Source organism: Streptomyces sp. NBC_00388 (assembly GCF_036061255.1).
Lineage (GTDB): Bacteria > Actinomycetota > Actinomycetes > Streptomycetales > Streptomycetaceae > Streptomyces.
Window position 1 is genome coordinate 1,498,457 of the sequence record NZ_CP107948.1, and the last position, 14,734, is coordinate 1,513,190.

At 72.2% G+C, this 14,734-nt stretch carries 14 protein-coding genes; 7 read left to right on the plus strand and 7 right to left on the minus strand.

Annotated features, from left to right (window positions below):
* The first annotated feature begins 72 nt into the window (after positions 1 to 72).
* Together OG917_RS06865 and OG917_RS06870 are read left to right on the plus strand one after the other, a co-directional pair.
* A complete protein-coding gene (locus tag OG917_RS06865) occupies positions 73 to 840 on the plus strand; it encodes an SDR family oxidoreductase (RefSeq protein WP_328316643.1) in 768 nt (255 codons plus the stop codon).
* Positions 840 to 1,865 (plus strand): L-idonate 5-dehydrogenase, encoded by a 1,026-nt coding sequence (locus OG917_RS06870; protein ID WP_328316644.1) that lies wholly within the window; start codon positions 840 to 842, stop codon positions 1,863 to 1,865. Before OG917_RS06865 ends, OG917_RS06870 begins: the two co-directional genes overlap by 1 nt.
* 22 nt (positions 1,866 to 1,887) lie before the next feature.
* Here the strand turns inward: OG917_RS06870 and OG917_RS06875 are convergent, their stop codons facing one another.
* The 4 genes from OG917_RS06875 to OG917_RS06890 all read right to left on the minus strand — a co-directional run bounded on the left by OG917_RS06875 (position 1,888) and on the right by OG917_RS06890 (position 5,804).
* Entirely contained in the window at positions 1,888 to 2,535 is a 648-nt protein-coding gene (locus OG917_RS06875; RefSeq protein ID WP_328316645.1) for a cytochrome b/b6 domain-containing protein, read from the minus strand.
* A complete protein-coding gene (locus tag OG917_RS06880; protein WP_328321699.1) occupies positions 2,477 to 3,142 on the minus strand; it encodes a molybdopterin-dependent oxidoreductase in 666 nt (221 codons plus the stop codon). Before OG917_RS06880 ends, OG917_RS06875 begins: the two co-directional genes overlap by 59 nt.
* Before the next feature lie 123 nt (positions 3,143 to 3,265).
* Positions 3,266 to 4,819, minus strand: a complete 1,554-nt coding sequence (locus tag OG917_RS06885; protein WP_328316646.1) for an APC family permease — start codon at positions 4,817 to 4,819, stop codon at positions 3,266 to 3,268.
* A 22-nt stretch (positions 4,820 to 4,841) separates the two neighbouring features.
* Positions 4,842 to 5,804, minus strand: coding sequence for a hypothetical protein (locus tag OG917_RS06890; protein ID WP_328316647.1), 963 nt, complete (start codon positions 5,802 to 5,804; stop codon positions 4,842 to 4,844).
* A gap of 148 nt (positions 5,805 to 5,952) precedes the next feature.
* Here OG917_RS06890 and OG917_RS06895 point away from each other — a divergent pair, with 148 nt between their 5' ends.
* Complete coding sequence (locus tag OG917_RS06895; RefSeq protein WP_328316648.1) at positions 5,953 to 6,375, plus strand: ASCH domain-containing protein; 423 nt, start codon at positions 5,953 to 5,955, stop codon at positions 6,373 to 6,375.
* Between the two features lie 231 nt (positions 6,376 to 6,606).
* On the opposite strand, the gene OG917_RS06900 is transcribed toward OG917_RS06895, so the two are convergent.
* Positions 6,607 to 8,280, minus strand: coding sequence for an FAD-binding dehydrogenase (locus tag OG917_RS06900; RefSeq protein WP_328316649.1), 1,674 nt, complete (start codon positions 8,278 to 8,280; stop codon positions 6,607 to 6,609).
* A gap of 159 nt (positions 8,281 to 8,439) precedes the next feature.
* Here OG917_RS06900 and OG917_RS06905 point away from each other — a divergent pair, with 159 nt between their 5' ends.
* Both OG917_RS06905 and OG917_RS06910 read left to right on the plus strand, forming a co-directional pair.
* Positions 8,440 to 9,327 carry a DMT family transporter gene (locus OG917_RS06905; protein WP_328316650.1) on the plus strand — a complete coding sequence of 296 codons (888 nt, stop codon included), beginning with the start codon at positions 8,440 to 8,442 and terminating at the stop codon, positions 9,325 to 9,327.
* Complete coding sequence (locus OG917_RS06910) at positions 9,324 to 9,869, plus strand: NUDIX domain-containing protein (RefSeq protein WP_328316651.1); 546 nt, start codon at positions 9,324 to 9,326, stop codon at positions 9,867 to 9,869. The genes OG917_RS06905 and OG917_RS06910 overlap by 4 nt, the downstream gene beginning before the upstream one ends.
* Before the next feature lie 107 nt (positions 9,870 to 9,976).
* Here OG917_RS06910 and OG917_RS06915 read toward each other — a convergent pair whose 3' ends face one another.
* Together OG917_RS06915 and OG917_RS06920 are read right to left on the minus strand one after the other, a co-directional pair.
* A complete protein-coding gene (locus tag OG917_RS06915) occupies positions 9,977 to 10,909 on the minus strand; it encodes an NAD-dependent epimerase/dehydratase family protein (protein WP_328316652.1) in 933 nt (310 codons plus the stop codon).
* A 123-nt stretch (positions 10,910 to 11,032) separates the two neighbouring features.
* Complete coding sequence (locus tag OG917_RS06920; RefSeq protein ID WP_328316653.1) at positions 11,033 to 11,968, minus strand: NADP-dependent oxidoreductase; 936 nt, start codon at positions 11,966 to 11,968, stop codon at positions 11,033 to 11,035.
* Positions 11,969 to 12,232: 264 nt separating this feature from the next.
* Here OG917_RS06920 and OG917_RS06925 point away from each other — a divergent pair, with 264 nt between their 5' ends.
* Both OG917_RS06925 and OG917_RS06930 read left to right on the plus strand, forming a co-directional pair.
* Positions 12,233 to 13,255, plus strand: coding sequence for a phosphotransferase family protein (locus tag OG917_RS06925; RefSeq protein WP_328316654.1), 1,023 nt, complete (start codon positions 12,233 to 12,235; stop codon positions 13,253 to 13,255).
* A 6-nt stretch (positions 13,256 to 13,261) separates the two neighbouring features.
* On the plus strand, positions 13,262 to 14,476 hold the full coding sequence (locus OG917_RS06930; protein ID WP_328316655.1) for an acyl-CoA dehydrogenase family protein: 1,215 nt from the start codon (positions 13,262 to 13,264) through the stop codon (positions 14,474 to 14,476).
* The last annotated feature ends 258 nt before the right edge of the window (positions 14,477 to 14,734 follow it).

Genomic DNA, 14,734 nt, shown 5'->3' on the forward strand with positions numbered 1-14,734 from the left:
CGGTCCGGCGGCGGCCGGCGGGGCAGCCGTCCCCGCCGGCCGCCGCTCGTACGAGAAGGACGGACACACCTCATGGCACATCCACTGTTCGAGATCGGCGGCCGTACGGCGCTGGTCACCGGCGCCAGCAGGGGCATCGGCCTCGCGCTCGCCCGCGGCCTGCTGGAGGCGGGCTGCACCGTCGTCATCAACGGCCGGGACGAGGACCGGCTGAAGGCGGCGGCGTCCGGTCTCGCCGATACCGGCGGCAGGGTGCTCACCGCCGCCTTCGACGTCACCGACGGGCCCTCGGTCACCGCCGGGATCGCGGTGGCCGAGGAGCAGGCGGGCCCGCTCGACATCCTGGTGAACAACGCGGGCATGCAGCTGCGGGCGCCGCTGCTCGACTTCACCGACGCCGACTGGCACCGGATCGTGGACACCAACCTCACCAGCGCCTTCCTGGTGGGGCGCGCGACGGCCCGCCGGATGGCCCCGCGCGGCCACGGGAAGGTCATCAACATCTGTTCCCTGCAGAGCGAGGTGGTCCGCCCCGGCATCGCCCCGTACGCGGCCACCAAGGGCGCCCTGAAGATGCTCACCAAGGGCATGTGCGCCGACTGGGGGCCGCACGGCATCCAGGTCAACGGCCTGGGGCCCGGCTACATCGAGACCGAGCTGACCCGGCCGCTGGTGGAGGACGAGGAGTTCAGCTCCTGGGTACGCGGCCGGACCCCGGCCGGGCGCTGGGGGCGCACCGGTGATCTGGTGGGCGGGGTGCTCTACCTGGCATCCCCGGCCGCGGACTTCGTGAGCGGCCAGATCCTTTACGTCGACGGCGGAATGACGAGTGTGCTGTGATGCGCGGATGTGTGATTCACGCGGCGGACGACCTGCGGGTCGAGGAGCTTCCCGAGCCCGTGGCAGGTCCGGGCCAGGCGGTCGTCGCGGTGCGGTACGGCGGGGTGTGCGGCTCCGATCTGCACTACTGGCGGCACGGCGGGGTCGGTGACTTCCTGCTCCGCGAGCCGATGGTGCTGGGGCACGAGGTCGTCGGCACCGTGGTCGGGTACGGAGCGGGGGCCGGGGGCCCCGCTCCCGGTACTCCGGTGGCCGTGCACCCGGCGACGCCGTGCGGCGCGTGCCCGGAGTGCCTGGACGGGCGGGCCCACGTCTGCCGGGACACCCGCTATCTGGGCAGCGCGGCCCGTACGCCGCATGTGCAGGGCGGGTTCGCGGCCCGGATCGCGGTGCCCGCCGGCCAGCTGAGGGCGCTTCCCGCAGGGCTCGGACTGCGCAGGGCCGCGCTGGCCGAACCCCTGTCGGTGGCGCTGCACGCGGTGCGCCGGGCCGGCCCGGTCGAGGGCAGGCACGTCCTGGTCACGGGCGCCGGGCCGATCGGCTCCCTGGTGGTCGCGGCGCTGCGGGCCGCGGGCGCCGCAGCCGTCACGGTCACCGATCTGCTCCCGAGGGCACTGGAGTTCGCGGCCGCCGCGGGCGCGACGGCGCTGGTGCGGGCGGGCGACCCGGCGGACCCGGGCCTTCCGGCCGAGGTCGACACGGCGATCGAGGCGTCCGGGTCCGCAGCCGGCCTCGACACCTGTCTGCGGCTGGTACGGCGGAGCGGGGTCGTCGTACAGCTGGGGATGCTGCCACCGGGGATGAGCCCGTTCGCGGGGAATCTGGTGGTGAGCCGGGAGATCGAGCTGCGCGGGTCGCTGCGCTTCGATGCGGAGTTCGACGAGGCGATCGGCCTGCTGGCCCGCGAGGAGTCCTTCGACGCGCTGGTCAGCGCCGTGCTCCCGGTGGAACAGGCCACTGAGGCGTTCGCGCTCGCGGCGGACCGGTCGCGGTCCTGCAAGGTCCTGCTGGACTTCGGCGGCTGAGGGAGGGCCCGGGGCCGGCGCCTCACTCCTCGTCCGGCCAGAGCGGGTGCTCCCGCCGCGCCCAGCCACGCGCGACCCGCCCCGTCCGCATCCCGCGCCTGGCCTCCGGATCGCCGACCGCCATCCAGATGTGTCCGGCGACGACGATGCCGGTGGCCAGGGCGAGCCAGTCGTGGACGAAGGTGGCGCTCGTCCGCCAGACCAGGGGCGCCAGATGCGTGAACCACATCAGCAGCCCGGTGCCCAGCATCACCAGCACGGCGCCGGCGATCCACCCGGCGTAGATCTTCTGGCCGCCGTTGAACTTGCCCGCCGTGCGCGGTGATCCGTCCCTGCGCAGCGCCGACCGCAGCCAGGCGCGGTCGTACGGGGCGAAGCGGTTGAGGCGGCCCAGGTCGGCCCGGAGCGCGCGCGAGGCGAGGCCGGCCAGGACCGGCGCCGGCAGCAGCACCCCCGACCACTCGTGGACGGTGACCACCGGATAGCGGTGGCCGACGAGCTCCGCGAGCTGCGGGACGTACAGACAGGCCGCCGACGCGATGCACACCAGCATCAGGGCCGATGTCGTGCGGTGCACCCACCGCTCGGGTCGGGTGAACCGGCGGCGCGGTTCAGAGCGTGGGGTGGTCGTCGCGTCCGTTGGACTTGCCGACCCAGGCGTCGGTGTCATAGCCGCGCTCCTCCCAGTAGCCGCGTCGCACGTCTTGGGTGACGGTGATCCCGGACAGCCATTTCGCCGACTTGTAGAAGTACATGGGCGCGACATAGAGGCGGACGGGACCGCCGTGGTTGTGGCTCACCGGCTCGTCCTGCATCCTCAGCGCCACCAGGACGTCCGCCCGGCGCGCCTGGTCGAGGGTGAGGCTCTCGCTGTACGCGCCGTCGAAGCAGGTGAAGCGGACCGCGCCGGCCCCCGGCCGGACGCCCGCCGCGTCGAGCAGCCGGGAGAGCCGGACGCCTTCGAAGGGGGTCCCGGGCACCCGCCAGCCGGTGACGCACTGCACATCACGCACCAGCCTGGTCTGCGGGAGCCCGCGCAGCGAGCCGAGGGTGTACGTGGCCGGCCGCTCGACCATGCCGTCCACGGTGAGCCGGTAGTTCCCGGCGTCCTTGCGGGGCACCGACGAGGTGACCGAGTAGTACCGGAATCCGCCGCCGTTGGGTAGCAGGCCGGTCAGGCCGGTGGGGTCCTTTCCCGAGACCGCCCCCAGCGCCGAGTCGACCCCGCGCTGGATCCAGGGCGCGGTGACCAGCCCTGCCGTGCCGAGGCCGAGCATGCCGAGGACGAGGCGGCGGCCGACGGGGGCGCCGTCGCGGTCGGACGGTTCTTCGTTCACCCGGCAATTCGAGCACTCGCGGCCGCCGGAAGCCAGCGGCCGCGGGTGCCCGTCAGAATTCCGTCACAGATCCGCGCCGGCCCCCGCCCGCGCCTCGGCGGCCTTGTCGAGCTGGAAGGCCTCGTTGCCGAGCCCGATCCGGGCGTGCACCTGAGGCCTGCCCGAGCGCAGCACCAGCCCGTAGACCAGACCGCCCAGCAGGGCGAGACCGATGATGCCGGGCAGCAGCCAGCTCAGTACGGAACCGGGGCCCGCGCCGACCAGCACGTCGAAGTCCTTGACCGTCATGAAGGCGATGGCGAGCAGGGCGAGGCAGGCGAGTCCCGATGCGATCAGCCGCCAGAGCTGCGCGCGCCCCGCCCCCCGCTGCACGAAGAAGGCGATGACGGCCACCGACGCCGCGGCCATCAGCAGGATGATGCCGAGGGCGCCGATGTTCCCCATCCAGGTGAAGAGGTGCAGCACGGGCGAGGTCGGGTCGCCGTTCGGCTTGCTGTCGGTCACCGCGAAGGCGACGACGACGACGAAGGAGATCACGGTCTGGAGCAGTGAGCCGATGCCCGGTGCGCCACTGGACTTGTTGGTACGGCCGAAGGCGGCGGGCAGCAGCCCCTCGCGGCCCATCGCGAAGGCGTAGCGCGCGACCACGTTGTGGAAGCTGAGCATCGCCGCGAACATGCCGGTGACGAAGAGGACATGGAGCACGTCGGTGAAGGACTTGCCGAGCACTCCCTCACTGAGACCGAAGAGCAGGCCGGGGCCGAGCCTGACGGCCTTGGCGCCGATCTCCGAGGGCCCGGCGGCCACGGTCAGCGCCCAGGAGCTGATGGCGAAGAACAGCGCGACGAATCCGACGCCGAGGAACATCACCCGGCGGACGACCACCTGCGGCCTGCTGGTCTCCTCGGCGTACACGGGCGCCTGCTCGAAGCCGACGAACGCGGCTATGCAGAAGCAGAGCGCGGTGCCGAAGCCCGCACCGGTGAGGGTGCCGGGGTTGAAGGCGTGCAGCGAGATCCCTTCGTTCGCCGGGTGGGCCAGCGAAGCGATGTCGAAGATCACCACGAGGGCGCACTCGATGAGCAGCAGTACCCCGAGGACCTTGGCGTTGAGGTCGATCTTCAGCCAGGACAGCACTCCGACGACCGCGACGGCCGCCAGCGCCGGGATCCACCAGGCGAGTTCGGTGCTCAGATAGGTGGTGAAGAGGTTGGAGACCTCGAAGCCGAAGATGCCGTAGATACCGACCTGCATGGCGCTGTAGGCGACCAGCGCGACGAAGGAGGCGCTCGCGCCGGCGGTGGCGCCGAGACCGCGGGCGATGTACGCGTAGAAGGCCCCGGCGTTGTGGACGTGCCGGCTCATCTCCGCGTAACCGACGCTGAACAGCGCCAGGACGACCGCCAGGATGACGTAGAGGATCGGCTGTCCGACGATTCCCATCAGGCCGAAGATCGTGGGCATGACACCCGCGACCACCATCAGGGGGGCGCTGGCCGCGAGCACGGAGAGCAGCAGCCCCGCCGTCCCCAGACGGCCGGCGCGCAGCGCCTGGTCCTGGCCCTTGAACGTGCTGATCTCGCTGATCTCGCTCGTGCTCGAACTGCCCGGCGGCATGGCGGGTCGGTCCTTTCGGGAGTTAGACGGAGCCGAGCGCGGCACCGCGCGCGGCAGTGAAGGCCTGGTACGGGTCCCGGTCGGGGTACCCCCAGGGGGCGGGTGTGACGTGCTCCCCGATGCGGTGGAACAGTGCGGCGGCCTCGGCCGGCCGGCCCTCGCAGACCTTGGCGTGGGCAAGGAAGTTGAGGTCGATGCGGTTGCGCGGATGGTCCTCGCGCTCCCACTCCAGCCACCAGTCGAAGGCCGCCTTCATCACCTGGCGGGCCCGCCGGCCGGTCCAGTGCGCGGAGCGTGCGGGATCGTCCGGCTCACTGCCGGCGGTGGCCAGCACCCGGTAGCGCTCCGCGTGGGCCACCACCGGCAGCACCGCGAGCGGCGAGTCGGCCGGCGCCTGTTCGGCCGCCCAGGCCGCGAAGTCGTAGACCTCGTGGAGCGGGTCCTGACCGGCTTCCGGATGCCGCTCGGCGAGCCGCGCCGCCATCAGATGGTGGGCATGGTGGTGCTCGGGGTGGCGCGAGCGCACTTCGTCGAAGAGACGGCTGACCTCCTCCTCGGTGCCGCGGCTGCGGGCCAGGATGAGCAGACCGAGCCAGGGCGTGGGGTCCGAGGGCGCCATCCGGGCCGCGGCACGGCAGGCCTCCTTCGCCGCCTCCTCGCCGCGTCCGCCGCTGCCCTTGCCCGCTTTCCCGCGCAGCGACCGCAGCACGGTGGCACAGGCCAGCAGGGCTGCGGCGTCCGCGCTCTCCGGCTCGGCGAGCAGCCAGTCCTCCGCCCAGGCCGCGGAACCGGCGCCGTCGGCGAGTACGACGAGGCGATGGCCGCGGCGGTCCCAGTCGTCGGCGGTCGCGGTGAGCAGTGCACTGACTCTGACCCAGCGGCCCTGGGCCAACTGGGTTCTCGCCTCGGCGAGTTCGACATCGTCGAGGGCCGGGTCGGCGAGCTGGCCGGCCCGTCTTCGGGAGCGGCCGAGGAGAGGGGGCATCCGCGGGGTTCCTCAGGGGCGCCGGGGGCAATGATCACGCACAGCAAACCGGTAGTGGTGGCTCCGCGTCAAGGCCGCACCAAGGCCACCCCCGCGTCAACTCCCCTTGCACCGCAATGTTTTACCCGGGTGCGTACGCTGTGGTGCCATGACCGAACCCGAGCCTCTCAAGCCACTGCTGCTCGCCTTCCCCGGCCCGCTCCGTGACCGGCTCGTCCGGGCCGTGCTGAGCGGCGAGAAGGTCTCGACCAGCGGACTGCTCGCCGAGTACGAGCTGGAGCAGGAGGAACTCCCGCCCGTCGGCGAGCGCTCCGCGCTGATCGACTCGGACGGCCGCGAGGTCGCGGTGGTCGAGGTGACCGGGGTACGGGTGCTTCGGCTGGGCGATGTCGGCCTCCAGCACGCGCTGGACGAGGGCGAGGGGTACGCCTCGGTGGCCGAATGGCGCGCCGGGCACGAGCGGTTCTGGCACAGCGACGAGATGCGGGAGGCGATGCGGGACCCTGGGTTCACCGTGGACGACGACACGATGATCGTGGCCGAGAGGTTCCGGGTGGTGGAACCGCGCTAAGGGCTGTCCCATAATCCCTGGTGGATCAGCGCGGGGCGTCAGATGCGGTGCATCGCAAGGCGGAGGGGCGCTCGCATACTGGATGTATTCGGGCGTTCCGACAACGCGGCGAGGTGCCGTAGCTGACGTCGTGCGCCCGCCGGGGATTACGGGACAGCCCTTAGGAGCGCGCCCGCCCCGGACGGGCGCGCCGTCACCGCCCGCCGCGCCCGTCCCGCCACCCGGCGCTGCCTACCCCACCGCCCGGGCAGCAGCCCGGCCCGCGATCCGCCCGGAGTAGATGCAGCCGCCCAGGAACGTGCCCTCGAGCGACCGGTAGCCGTGCACCCCGCCGCCGCCGAAGCCGGCCGCCTCCCCCGCCGCGTACAGACCGGGCACCGGAGCGCCCCTCCCCGGCCCGCCCCCCGGCCCGGCGAGGACCCGGGACGACAGGTCCGTCTCCAGGCCGCCGAGCGACTTGCGGGTCAGGATGTGAAGCTTCACGGCGATCAGCGGACCCGCCGCGGGGTCCAGGATCCGGTGCGGCGCGGCCGTACGGATGAGTTTGTCGCCCAGGTATTTCCGGGCACCGCGAAGCGCCGTCACCTGGAGGTCCTTGGTGAACGGGTTGCTGATCTCACGGTCGCGGGCGACGATCTCCCGGCGCAGCGCGGCCTCGTCGATCAGCGGCTCGCCGGTGAGCGCGTTCATCCCGCGCACCAGCGAGGCCAGGTCTTTCTCGACGACGAAGTCCGCGCCGTTGTCCATGAACGCCTTCACCGGCGCGGGTACGTCGGCCCGCGCCCGGCCGATGACGTCACGGATGGACTTCCCGGTCAGGTCCGGGTTCTGCTCGGAGCCCGAGAGCGCGAACTCCTTGCCGATGATCCGCTGGTCGAGCACGAACCAGGTGTAGTCGTGACCCGACTTCATGATGTGGTCGAGGGTGCCCAGGGTGTCGAAGCCGGGGAAGAGCGGTACCGGCAGACGCCTGCCGCGCGCGTCGAACCAGAGCGACGAGGGACCCGGCAGGATGCGGATGGCGTGCTTCGCCCAGATCGGGTCCCAGTTCTGGATGCCCTCGGTGTAGTGCCACATCCTGTCCCGGTTGATCTGGCTGCCGCCCGCGGCCTCCGCGACGCCCAGCATCAGCCCGTCCACGTGGGCCGGGACGCCCGACAGCATGTGTGCGGGCGGGGTGCCGAGCCGCTCGGGCCACTGGGCCCGCACGAGGTCGTGGTTGCCGCCGATTCCCCCGGAGGTGACGATGACCGCCTGCGCCCGGTACGAGAACGCGCCGGTGACCGCCCGGCTGCTCGCGGTACCGCGCTCCGCCGCGCTCTCCTCCAGCACCTCACCGGTCACCGTGTCCAGGGCGCCCGCGGTACGGGCCAGGCCGGTGACCCGGTGGCGGAACCTCAGCTGCACCAGGCCGCGCGCCACGCCCGCGCGCACCCGGCGCTCGAAAGGCGCGACGACACCGGGTCCTGTCCCCCAGGTGATGTGGAAGCGGGGCACGGAGTTGCCGTGGCCCGTCGCGTCGTACCCGCCGCGTTCGGCCCAGCCGACGACGGGGAAGAACCGCATCTCCTGGGCGCGCAGCCAGGCCCGCTTCTCGCCCGCCGCGAAGTCCACGTACGCCTCGGCCCACTGCCGGGGCCAGTGGTCCTCGGGCCGGTCGAAACCGGCCGTGCCGAGCCAGTCCTGCATCGCCAGCTCACGGCTGTCCTTGATGCGGAAACGCCGCTGTTCGGGCGAGTCGACGAAGAAGAGACCACCGAAGGACCAGTGGGCCTGCCCGCCCGCCGACTGCTCGGGCTCCTGGTCGAGGAGGATCACCTTCTTCCCCGCGTCGACCAGCTCGGCGGTGGCCACCAGACCGGCGAGTCCGGCCCCGATCACGATCACGTCAGCGTCGTCCGCCATGCGCCCCATCCCTGCCAGGTTACTTGTGGGTCACATCTTCAGTTCGTCCCGAAGCTGCGTCAACCGTCCCGTTCGGGGCACTCAACGAGTACGGGTGGCCTCTCAGGCGCTATCGTCGCCAGAAACCCGCCCCTTCTGGACGGTCTTGAGGTTGATCACGTGTCGGTACTCGTCCTCGTGCTCTCCGTGAGCGCGGCCTGCTGCCTCGGCTTCGGTTTCGTACTCCAGCAGAGAGCGGCCCGGCACGCCCCGATGAAGGACTTCCTCTCCTTCCGGCTGCTGCTCGACCTGGTGCGGGTGCCGCTCTGGCTGGGCGGCATCGGGCTGATGGTCTGCGGCATGGTCCTGGGCGCCCTGGCACTCGGCCAGGGAGAGATCTCGCTGGTCGAGCCCTTGCTGGCGACGAACCTGCTCTTCGCGATGGCGCTCTCCCGCCATCAGACGGGCCAGCCGCTGGGGCGGCAGGGCTGGGGCGGTCTCGCGCTGCTGGCCGGCGGTGTCGCCGCCTTCATCCTGGCGGGCCAGCCGAAGGCCGGCGCCGCGTCGGTCAACGAGGTGCGGCACTGGCTGATCATCGGCGTGGTGGCCGGCACGGCCATAGTCCTGGCCTTCTGCGCCAAACGGACCCGGCTGACCGTGGGTCCCGCCCTGCTCGCCCTCGGGGCCGGACTGCTGTACGGGCTCCAGGACGCCCTGACCCGGGTCAGCGGACAGCATCTGGAGAGCGGCGGCTGGGCGGGGCTCGTGGGCGGCTGGGAGGTGTACGCGGTGATCGTGCTCGGTGTCACCGGCCTGGTCCTGGTGCAGAGCGCCTTCGAGGCAGCGCCGCTGCGCAGCTCGCTGCCCGCGCTGACCGCGGCCCAGCCGCTCGCGGGAATCGTCTGCGGTGTGGGTTTCCTCGGCGACCGGCTGCACACCGACACCGGGGCCCTGGCCTGGGAGTCGGCCGGGCTGGCGGCGATCGTCGTGGGCATCGTGCTGCTGGGGCGGCATCCCGCGATGCCGTCGGGTTCGGCGCAGGCACCACGCGAGAAGATAGCCGCATGACCCCCGCGAACCCGGTGCCGCCCGCCTCGCCCGCCTCGCCCGCCGACGAGATCCTCGATGTGGTCGACGCGTCCGACCAGGTGACCGGACAGGCCCGACGGGGCGAGGTGTACGAGAAGGGGCTGCTGCACCGCTGCGTATTCATCCTCGTCCGTGACGCCGACGACCGGATCTTCGTCCACCGGCGGACGCCGGTGAAGCTGGTATTCCCCTCCCTCCACGACATGTTCGTCGGCGGGGTGGTCGGCGCCGGCGAGACCTACGACGCGGCGGCGCTGCGGGAGGCCGAGGAGGAGCTGGGCGTCTCAGGACTGCCCGCGCCCCGGCCGCTCCTCAAGTTCCTGTACGAGGGCCCGGGGCAGGGCTGGTGGTCGTGGGTGTACGAGGTGCGCTGCACCCTGCCGGTGAACCCCCAGGTGGAGGAGGTCGCCTGGCACGGCTTCCTCACGGACGAGGAGCTGGCACTCCGCATCGGCAGCTGGGAATGGGTGCCCGACGGCCTCGACGCGTACCGCCGTCTGACCGCTCTGCGCCCGCGGTGACGGCCTGACGCCTTCGCCGGGCGGAGCCGGAGCCACAGCCCCGGTCGCAGGGGTCTCCTGGGCGCCCTGTGCACCGGTACGCCCGAGGCCGCGATCCGGCGGCGGGGTCACGTCAGCCCTTCCGCGAACCCCTGCCGCCACGACGGATAGCGGAGCTCCCAGCCCAGCTCCCGCCTGGCCCTGGCGTTGGAGAAGCCGCGTCCCTCGGTCATCATCGCCACCGCCACCTCCCCTGCGAGCAGCCGGGCCAGCCAGGCGGGGACCCGCACCGGCGGCTTCGCCCCGGCGCACACGGCCAGGTGGGGCAGCCACGCGCCGGCCGGGGCCGGATCGTCGTCGACGATGTTGAACACACCCTTCGCCCGCTGCTCCACGGCCAGGACGGTGGCGCTCGCCGCATCGTCGGCGTGCACCCATGAGCTGTGGCCTGCGCCGTCGCCGACGAGCGGGAACTGCCGCTTGCGCACCAGGGCGAGCTGGTCCTCCCCGGCGCCCGGCCCGTAGAGGCCGCCGTAGCGCAGGACCGCGCCGCCGGCCCCGGTGACGGCGTCCTCGACGTGGCGGAGCGCCTCCATACCGGCGTGCGCCGCGGTTCCTTCGTAGAGGTCCAGCGGGTCCGCCTCGGTCTTCACCCAGCCGCCCTCGCGGAGACCGTTCCAGCTGGCGTACCCCTGGGCGACGACATGGGACACACCGGCCGCCGCGGCAGCGGCCAGCAGGTGGTCAGTGCCCTCGGTACGCAGCCGGATGGTGGGGGCGAACCACCGGTCCATGTGCTTCATGTCCGGCTTGCCCGCGTGCGCCGTGGAGATCGCGGTCATCTGGTGCACGACCACATCGGGCCGGGCCGCGGCCACCGCTTCCCGGACCGACTCCGCGTCGAGGCCGTCCATCACCACACCTTCACCGCCGAGCCGTTCCACCGCACCAAGCCCGGCGGCGCTCGTCGTCGTCGCCGTCACCCGGTGGCCGCGGGCCACCAGCTGCGGCACCAGCCGCTGCCCGATGACCCCGGTCCCGCCTGCCACGAACACCCGCATGACTCTCACCTTCCCGGTATCGGAGCCTGCCTCCGGTACCTGGACGCGGCGGCCCGGCCGGATGTGACACCGGCGGAGAGCCCGCCGGAGCGCCGGGCGGCGCGAGAGCCCGGGCGTGTCCGGTCAGACAGCGTCCCAGTCGACCGTGACGACGATCTTGCCGCGGGTGTGGCCCTCGGCGATCAGCCGCTGCGCGTCCGCCGTCCGCTCCAGCGGGAAGGTCCGGTCCACGTGCACGGCGATGACCTCCTGATCGGCCAGTTCGCCCAGGACGTGGAGGTCGAGGGCGTCGGGCCGTACGAAGACATAGCGGCCGCCGAACTCGGCGACGTCGCCGTCGACGATGGAGGCGAGGCGGCCCTCGGGGGCGAGCAGGTTCGCCGACAGCCTCAGGGTGTCGCCGCCGACCGTGTCGAGCACCGCGTCCACCCCTTCGGGCGCCAGGGCCCGCACCCGCTCGGAGAGCCCGTCCCCGTAGGCGACCGGTTCGGCGCCCAGGGCCCGCAGATGGTCGTGGTTGTGCTCGCCGGCGGAGCCGATGACCCGGGCCCCCGAATGCAGGGCGAGCTGCACCGCCATCGAGCCGACGCCGCCCGCCGCCGCGTGGACGAGCACGGTGTCGTCGGAACGGATTTCGAGCGCGCGCAGGGCCTGGTAGGCGGTGAGCCCGGCCAGCGGCAGCCCGGCGGCCTCCTCGAAGCTCAGCCCCAGCGGCTTGCGGGCGAGGGTGCGCACCGGCGCCGCCACGTACTGGGCGAAGGTCCCGCGCGAGAGGAAGTCCTCCCGTACGTACCCCATCACCTCGTCCCCGACGGCGAACTCGGTCACGGCCGCTCCCGGCTGCACCACCACACCGGAGACGTCCCAGCCCGGCACCACAGGGAAGACGGCGTCGAGTGCCGCGTCGAGGTGCCCCTCACGGGCCTGCACGTCGACCGGGTTGACGGCCGCCGCACGCACCTTCACCAGGACGGAGTCGGGTCCCACCTTGGGCTCCGGACGCTCGCCGTACTCCAGGACATCGGGGCCGCCGTAACGGCTGTAACTGATCGCCTTCATGCCTTAGAGCCTCTGGTCAGGCCCCGCCTCGCGCAACCGGACCCCGTACGAACGGGAGGCCGTGATCCGCGGGCGGCGGGAACCCGGCGCTGCCGGGCGGTGTATGAGAGACGTGACGACCGCGCACCGGCCGCCGGAAATCGGCCGGGGGTGGACGGCATACCGACTGGTCGGCATGATGGGCGCAGACGTTTCCGCGAGCGTCCCGAGAGATCCGCGAGACGGTCCACCCCGGACGGTCCGCCCCTGCACACGGAGGTGCCCATGAGCGCAGTCCACCCACCGGGAATCGACCCCGAGGCGCTGCGCGGGCATCTCGACCGGGTGCGGCCCGGCCTGGTGCGGGGACCGCTCAGCGCGCGGCTGATCGAGGGCGGCCGGTCCAATCTGACGTACGCCGTCAGCGACGGCACCGGCCGGTGGGTGGTGCGCAGGCCCCCGCTCGGCCATGTGCTCGCCACCGCGCACGACATGAAGCGCGAGCACCGTGTGATCAGCGCGCTGCACCCGACGGGTGTCCCGGTACCGGCGCCCGTACTGCTCTGCGAGGACGAGTCGGTCATCGGATCGCCCTTCTACGTCATGGAGTTCGTCGACGGCACCCCGTACCGTACGGCCGCGCAGCTGGCGCCCCTCGGCGCCGAGCGGACCCGTGCGGCGGTGCTCGGTCTTGTCGACACGCTCGTCGATCTGCATGCCGTGGACCCGGAGGCGGTCGGTCTCGCGGACTTCGGGCGCCCCGAGGGCTTCCTCGACCGGCAGCTGCGCCGGTGGGGCAAGCAGCTCGACGCCTCACGCAACCGCGACCTGGCCGGCATCGACGAGTTGCATGCCACGCTCGGGCGCGACCTGCCCCGCTCCCCCGCCCCCACCGTCGTGCACGGCGACTACCGCCTGGACAACGTGCTGCTGGGGGACGACGACCGGATCAACGCGATCCTGGACTGGGAGATGTCGACCCTGGGCGATCCCCTCACCGACCTGGGCCTCCTCGTGATGTACAGCTCGGACCTCGGCCTCCCCGAATCGCCCGTCTCCACCACGAGCGGCGCGGCGGGCCACCCCTCACCCACCGAGCTGATCGAGCGCTATGCGTCCCGCTCGGGCCGGGACACCTCTTCCATCGCGTGGTACACGGCGTTCGCCTGGTTCAAGCTCGCCGTGATCCTCGAAGGAATCCACTACCGCTACACCCTCGGCCAGACCGTCGGCGCCGGTTTCGACCAGATCGGCTCCCTGGTCCCCGTCTTCATCGCGCACGGCCTCACCACCCTCCAGGAAGGCTGAACCCCCATGGACTTCGCATTCGACGCACGCACCGAAGAGCTGCGCGGCAAGCTCCTCGCCTTCATGGACGAGCACGTCCTGCCCGCCGAGGCGGTCGCACACGAGCAGCGGGCACGGCTCTCCTCCCCCTGGGACACCCCGGCCGTGGTCGGTGAGCTGAAGGCCGAGGCGCGCCGCCAGGGCCTCTGGAACCTCTTCCTGCCGGACGCGGAGTACGGCGCGGGGCTGACCAACCTGCAGTACGCGCCGCTGGCCGAGATCACCGGCCGCTCACCGCAGTTGGCACCCACCGCGCTGAACTGCGCGGCGCCCGACACGGGCAATATGGAGGTGCTCTTCCAGTTCGCCACGGAGCAGCAGAAGAAGCAGTGGCTGGAGCCGCTCCTCGCCGGTGAGATCAGGTCGGCGTTCGCCATGACGGAGCCGGAGGTCGCGTCATCCGACGCGACCAACATCGAGACCCGTATCGCGCGCGAGGGTGACGAGTACGTCATCAGCGGCCGCAAGTGGTACATCTCGGGGGCGATGAACCCCGACTGCAAGATCTTCATCGTGATGGGGAAGACCGATCCGGACGGTGCCGACGTCCGCCGCCAGCAGTCGATGATCCTGGTCCCGCGCGATACCCCGGGACTCGAAGTCCGCCGGGCCATGCAGGTGTACGGCTACGAGGACCACTCGCACGGTGGCCATGCCGAGCTGGTCTTCGACCAGGTCCGGGTGCCGGTGTCGAATCTGATCGGTGAGGAGGGCGGCGGTTTCGCCATCGCCCAGGCCCGTCTCGGCCCCGGCCGGATCCACCACTGCATGAGGCTGATCGGGATGGCGGAGCGCGCCATCGAGCTGATGTGCAGGCGCGCGGTGTCACGTACGGCGTTCGGCAAGCCGCTGGCCCAGCAGGGCGTCGTGCAGAACTGGATCGCGGACGCCCGGGTCACCGTGGAGCAGCTGCGGCTGCTGGTCCTCAAAACCGCCTGGCTGATGGACACGGTGGGCAACCGCGGTGCGCACACGGAGATCCAGGCCATCAAGATCGCGACGCCCCGCGCGGTCATCGACATCATCGACAACGCGGTGCAGCTGTACGGCGCCGGCGGGGTGAGCCAGGACTTCCCCCTGGCCGAACTCTGGGCCGGGGCGCGGACACTGAGGCTCGCCGACGGGCCGGACGAGGTGCATCAGCGTTCCCTGGCGCGGCGTGAGCTGAAGAAGTACCTGTAGCGGGCGGCCCGTTGCCCAGGGCGGGGTGAGGTGAGGTGAGGTGGGGCGAGGTTGCCATCCGGACCCGGGACGGCGGCCTCGCCCTGGGGCCGGGCTGCTGCCCAGCCCCACCCCCTTCGGCCCCTCATCGCCCCAACGCCCCAACGCCCCAACGGAACCTCGGGTACCCGGGGCCTCGGGTAGCCGGAACCCCGGGTAAACGGTGCTTCGGGGAGCCGGGGCCTCCGGCAACCGGGGCCCCGGCTCGGATAACGCGGC

Bases quoted from the DNA above. Each gene is read 5' to 3' on its own strand.
- OG917_RS06865 (WP_328316643.1), top strand. From the start codon at position 73: ATGGCACATCCACTGTTCGAGATCGGCGGCCGTACGGCGCTGGTCACC.
- OG917_RS06870 (WP_328316644.1), top strand. From the start codon at position 840: ATGCGCGGATGTGTGATTCACGCGGCGGACGACCTGCGGGTCGAGGAG.
- OG917_RS06875 (WP_328316645.1), bottom strand. From the start codon at position 2,535: ATGACACCGACGCCTGGGTCGGCAAGTCCAACGGACGCGACGACCACC.
- OG917_RS06880 (WP_328321699.1), bottom strand. From the start codon at position 3,142: ATGCTCGGCCTCGGCACGGCAGGGCTGGTCACCGCGCCCTGGATCCAG.
- OG917_RS06885 (WP_328316646.1), bottom strand. From the start codon at position 4,819: ATGCCGCCGGGCAGTTCGAGCACGAGCGAGATCAGCGAGATCAGCACG.
- OG917_RS06890 (WP_328316647.1), bottom strand. From the start codon at position 5,804: ATGCCCCCTCTCCTCGGCCGCTCCCGAAGACGGGCCGGCCAGCTCGCC.
- OG917_RS06895 (WP_328316648.1), top strand. From the start codon at position 5,953: ATGACCGAACCCGAGCCTCTCAAGCCACTGCTGCTCGCCTTCCCCGGC.
- OG917_RS06900 (WP_328316649.1), bottom strand. From the start codon at position 8,280: ATGGCGGACGACGCTGACGTGATCGTGATCGGGGCCGGACTCGCCGGT.
- OG917_RS06910 (WP_328316651.1), top strand. From the start codon at position 9,324: ATGACCCCCGCGAACCCGGTGCCGCCCGCCTCGCCCGCCTCGCCCGCC.
- OG917_RS06915 (WP_328316652.1), bottom strand. From the start codon at position 10,909: ATGCGGGTGTTCGTGGCAGGCGGGACCGGGGTCATCGGGCAGCGGCTG.
- OG917_RS06920 (WP_328316653.1), bottom strand. From the start codon at position 11,968: ATGAAGGCGATCAGTTACAGCCGTTACGGCGGCCCCGATGTCCTGGAG.
- OG917_RS06925 (WP_328316654.1), top strand. From the start codon at position 12,233: ATGAGCGCAGTCCACCCACCGGGAATCGACCCCGAGGCGCTGCGCGGG.
- OG917_RS06930 (WP_328316655.1), top strand. From the start codon at position 13,262: ATGGACTTCGCATTCGACGCACGCACCGAAGAGCTGCGCGGCAAGCTC.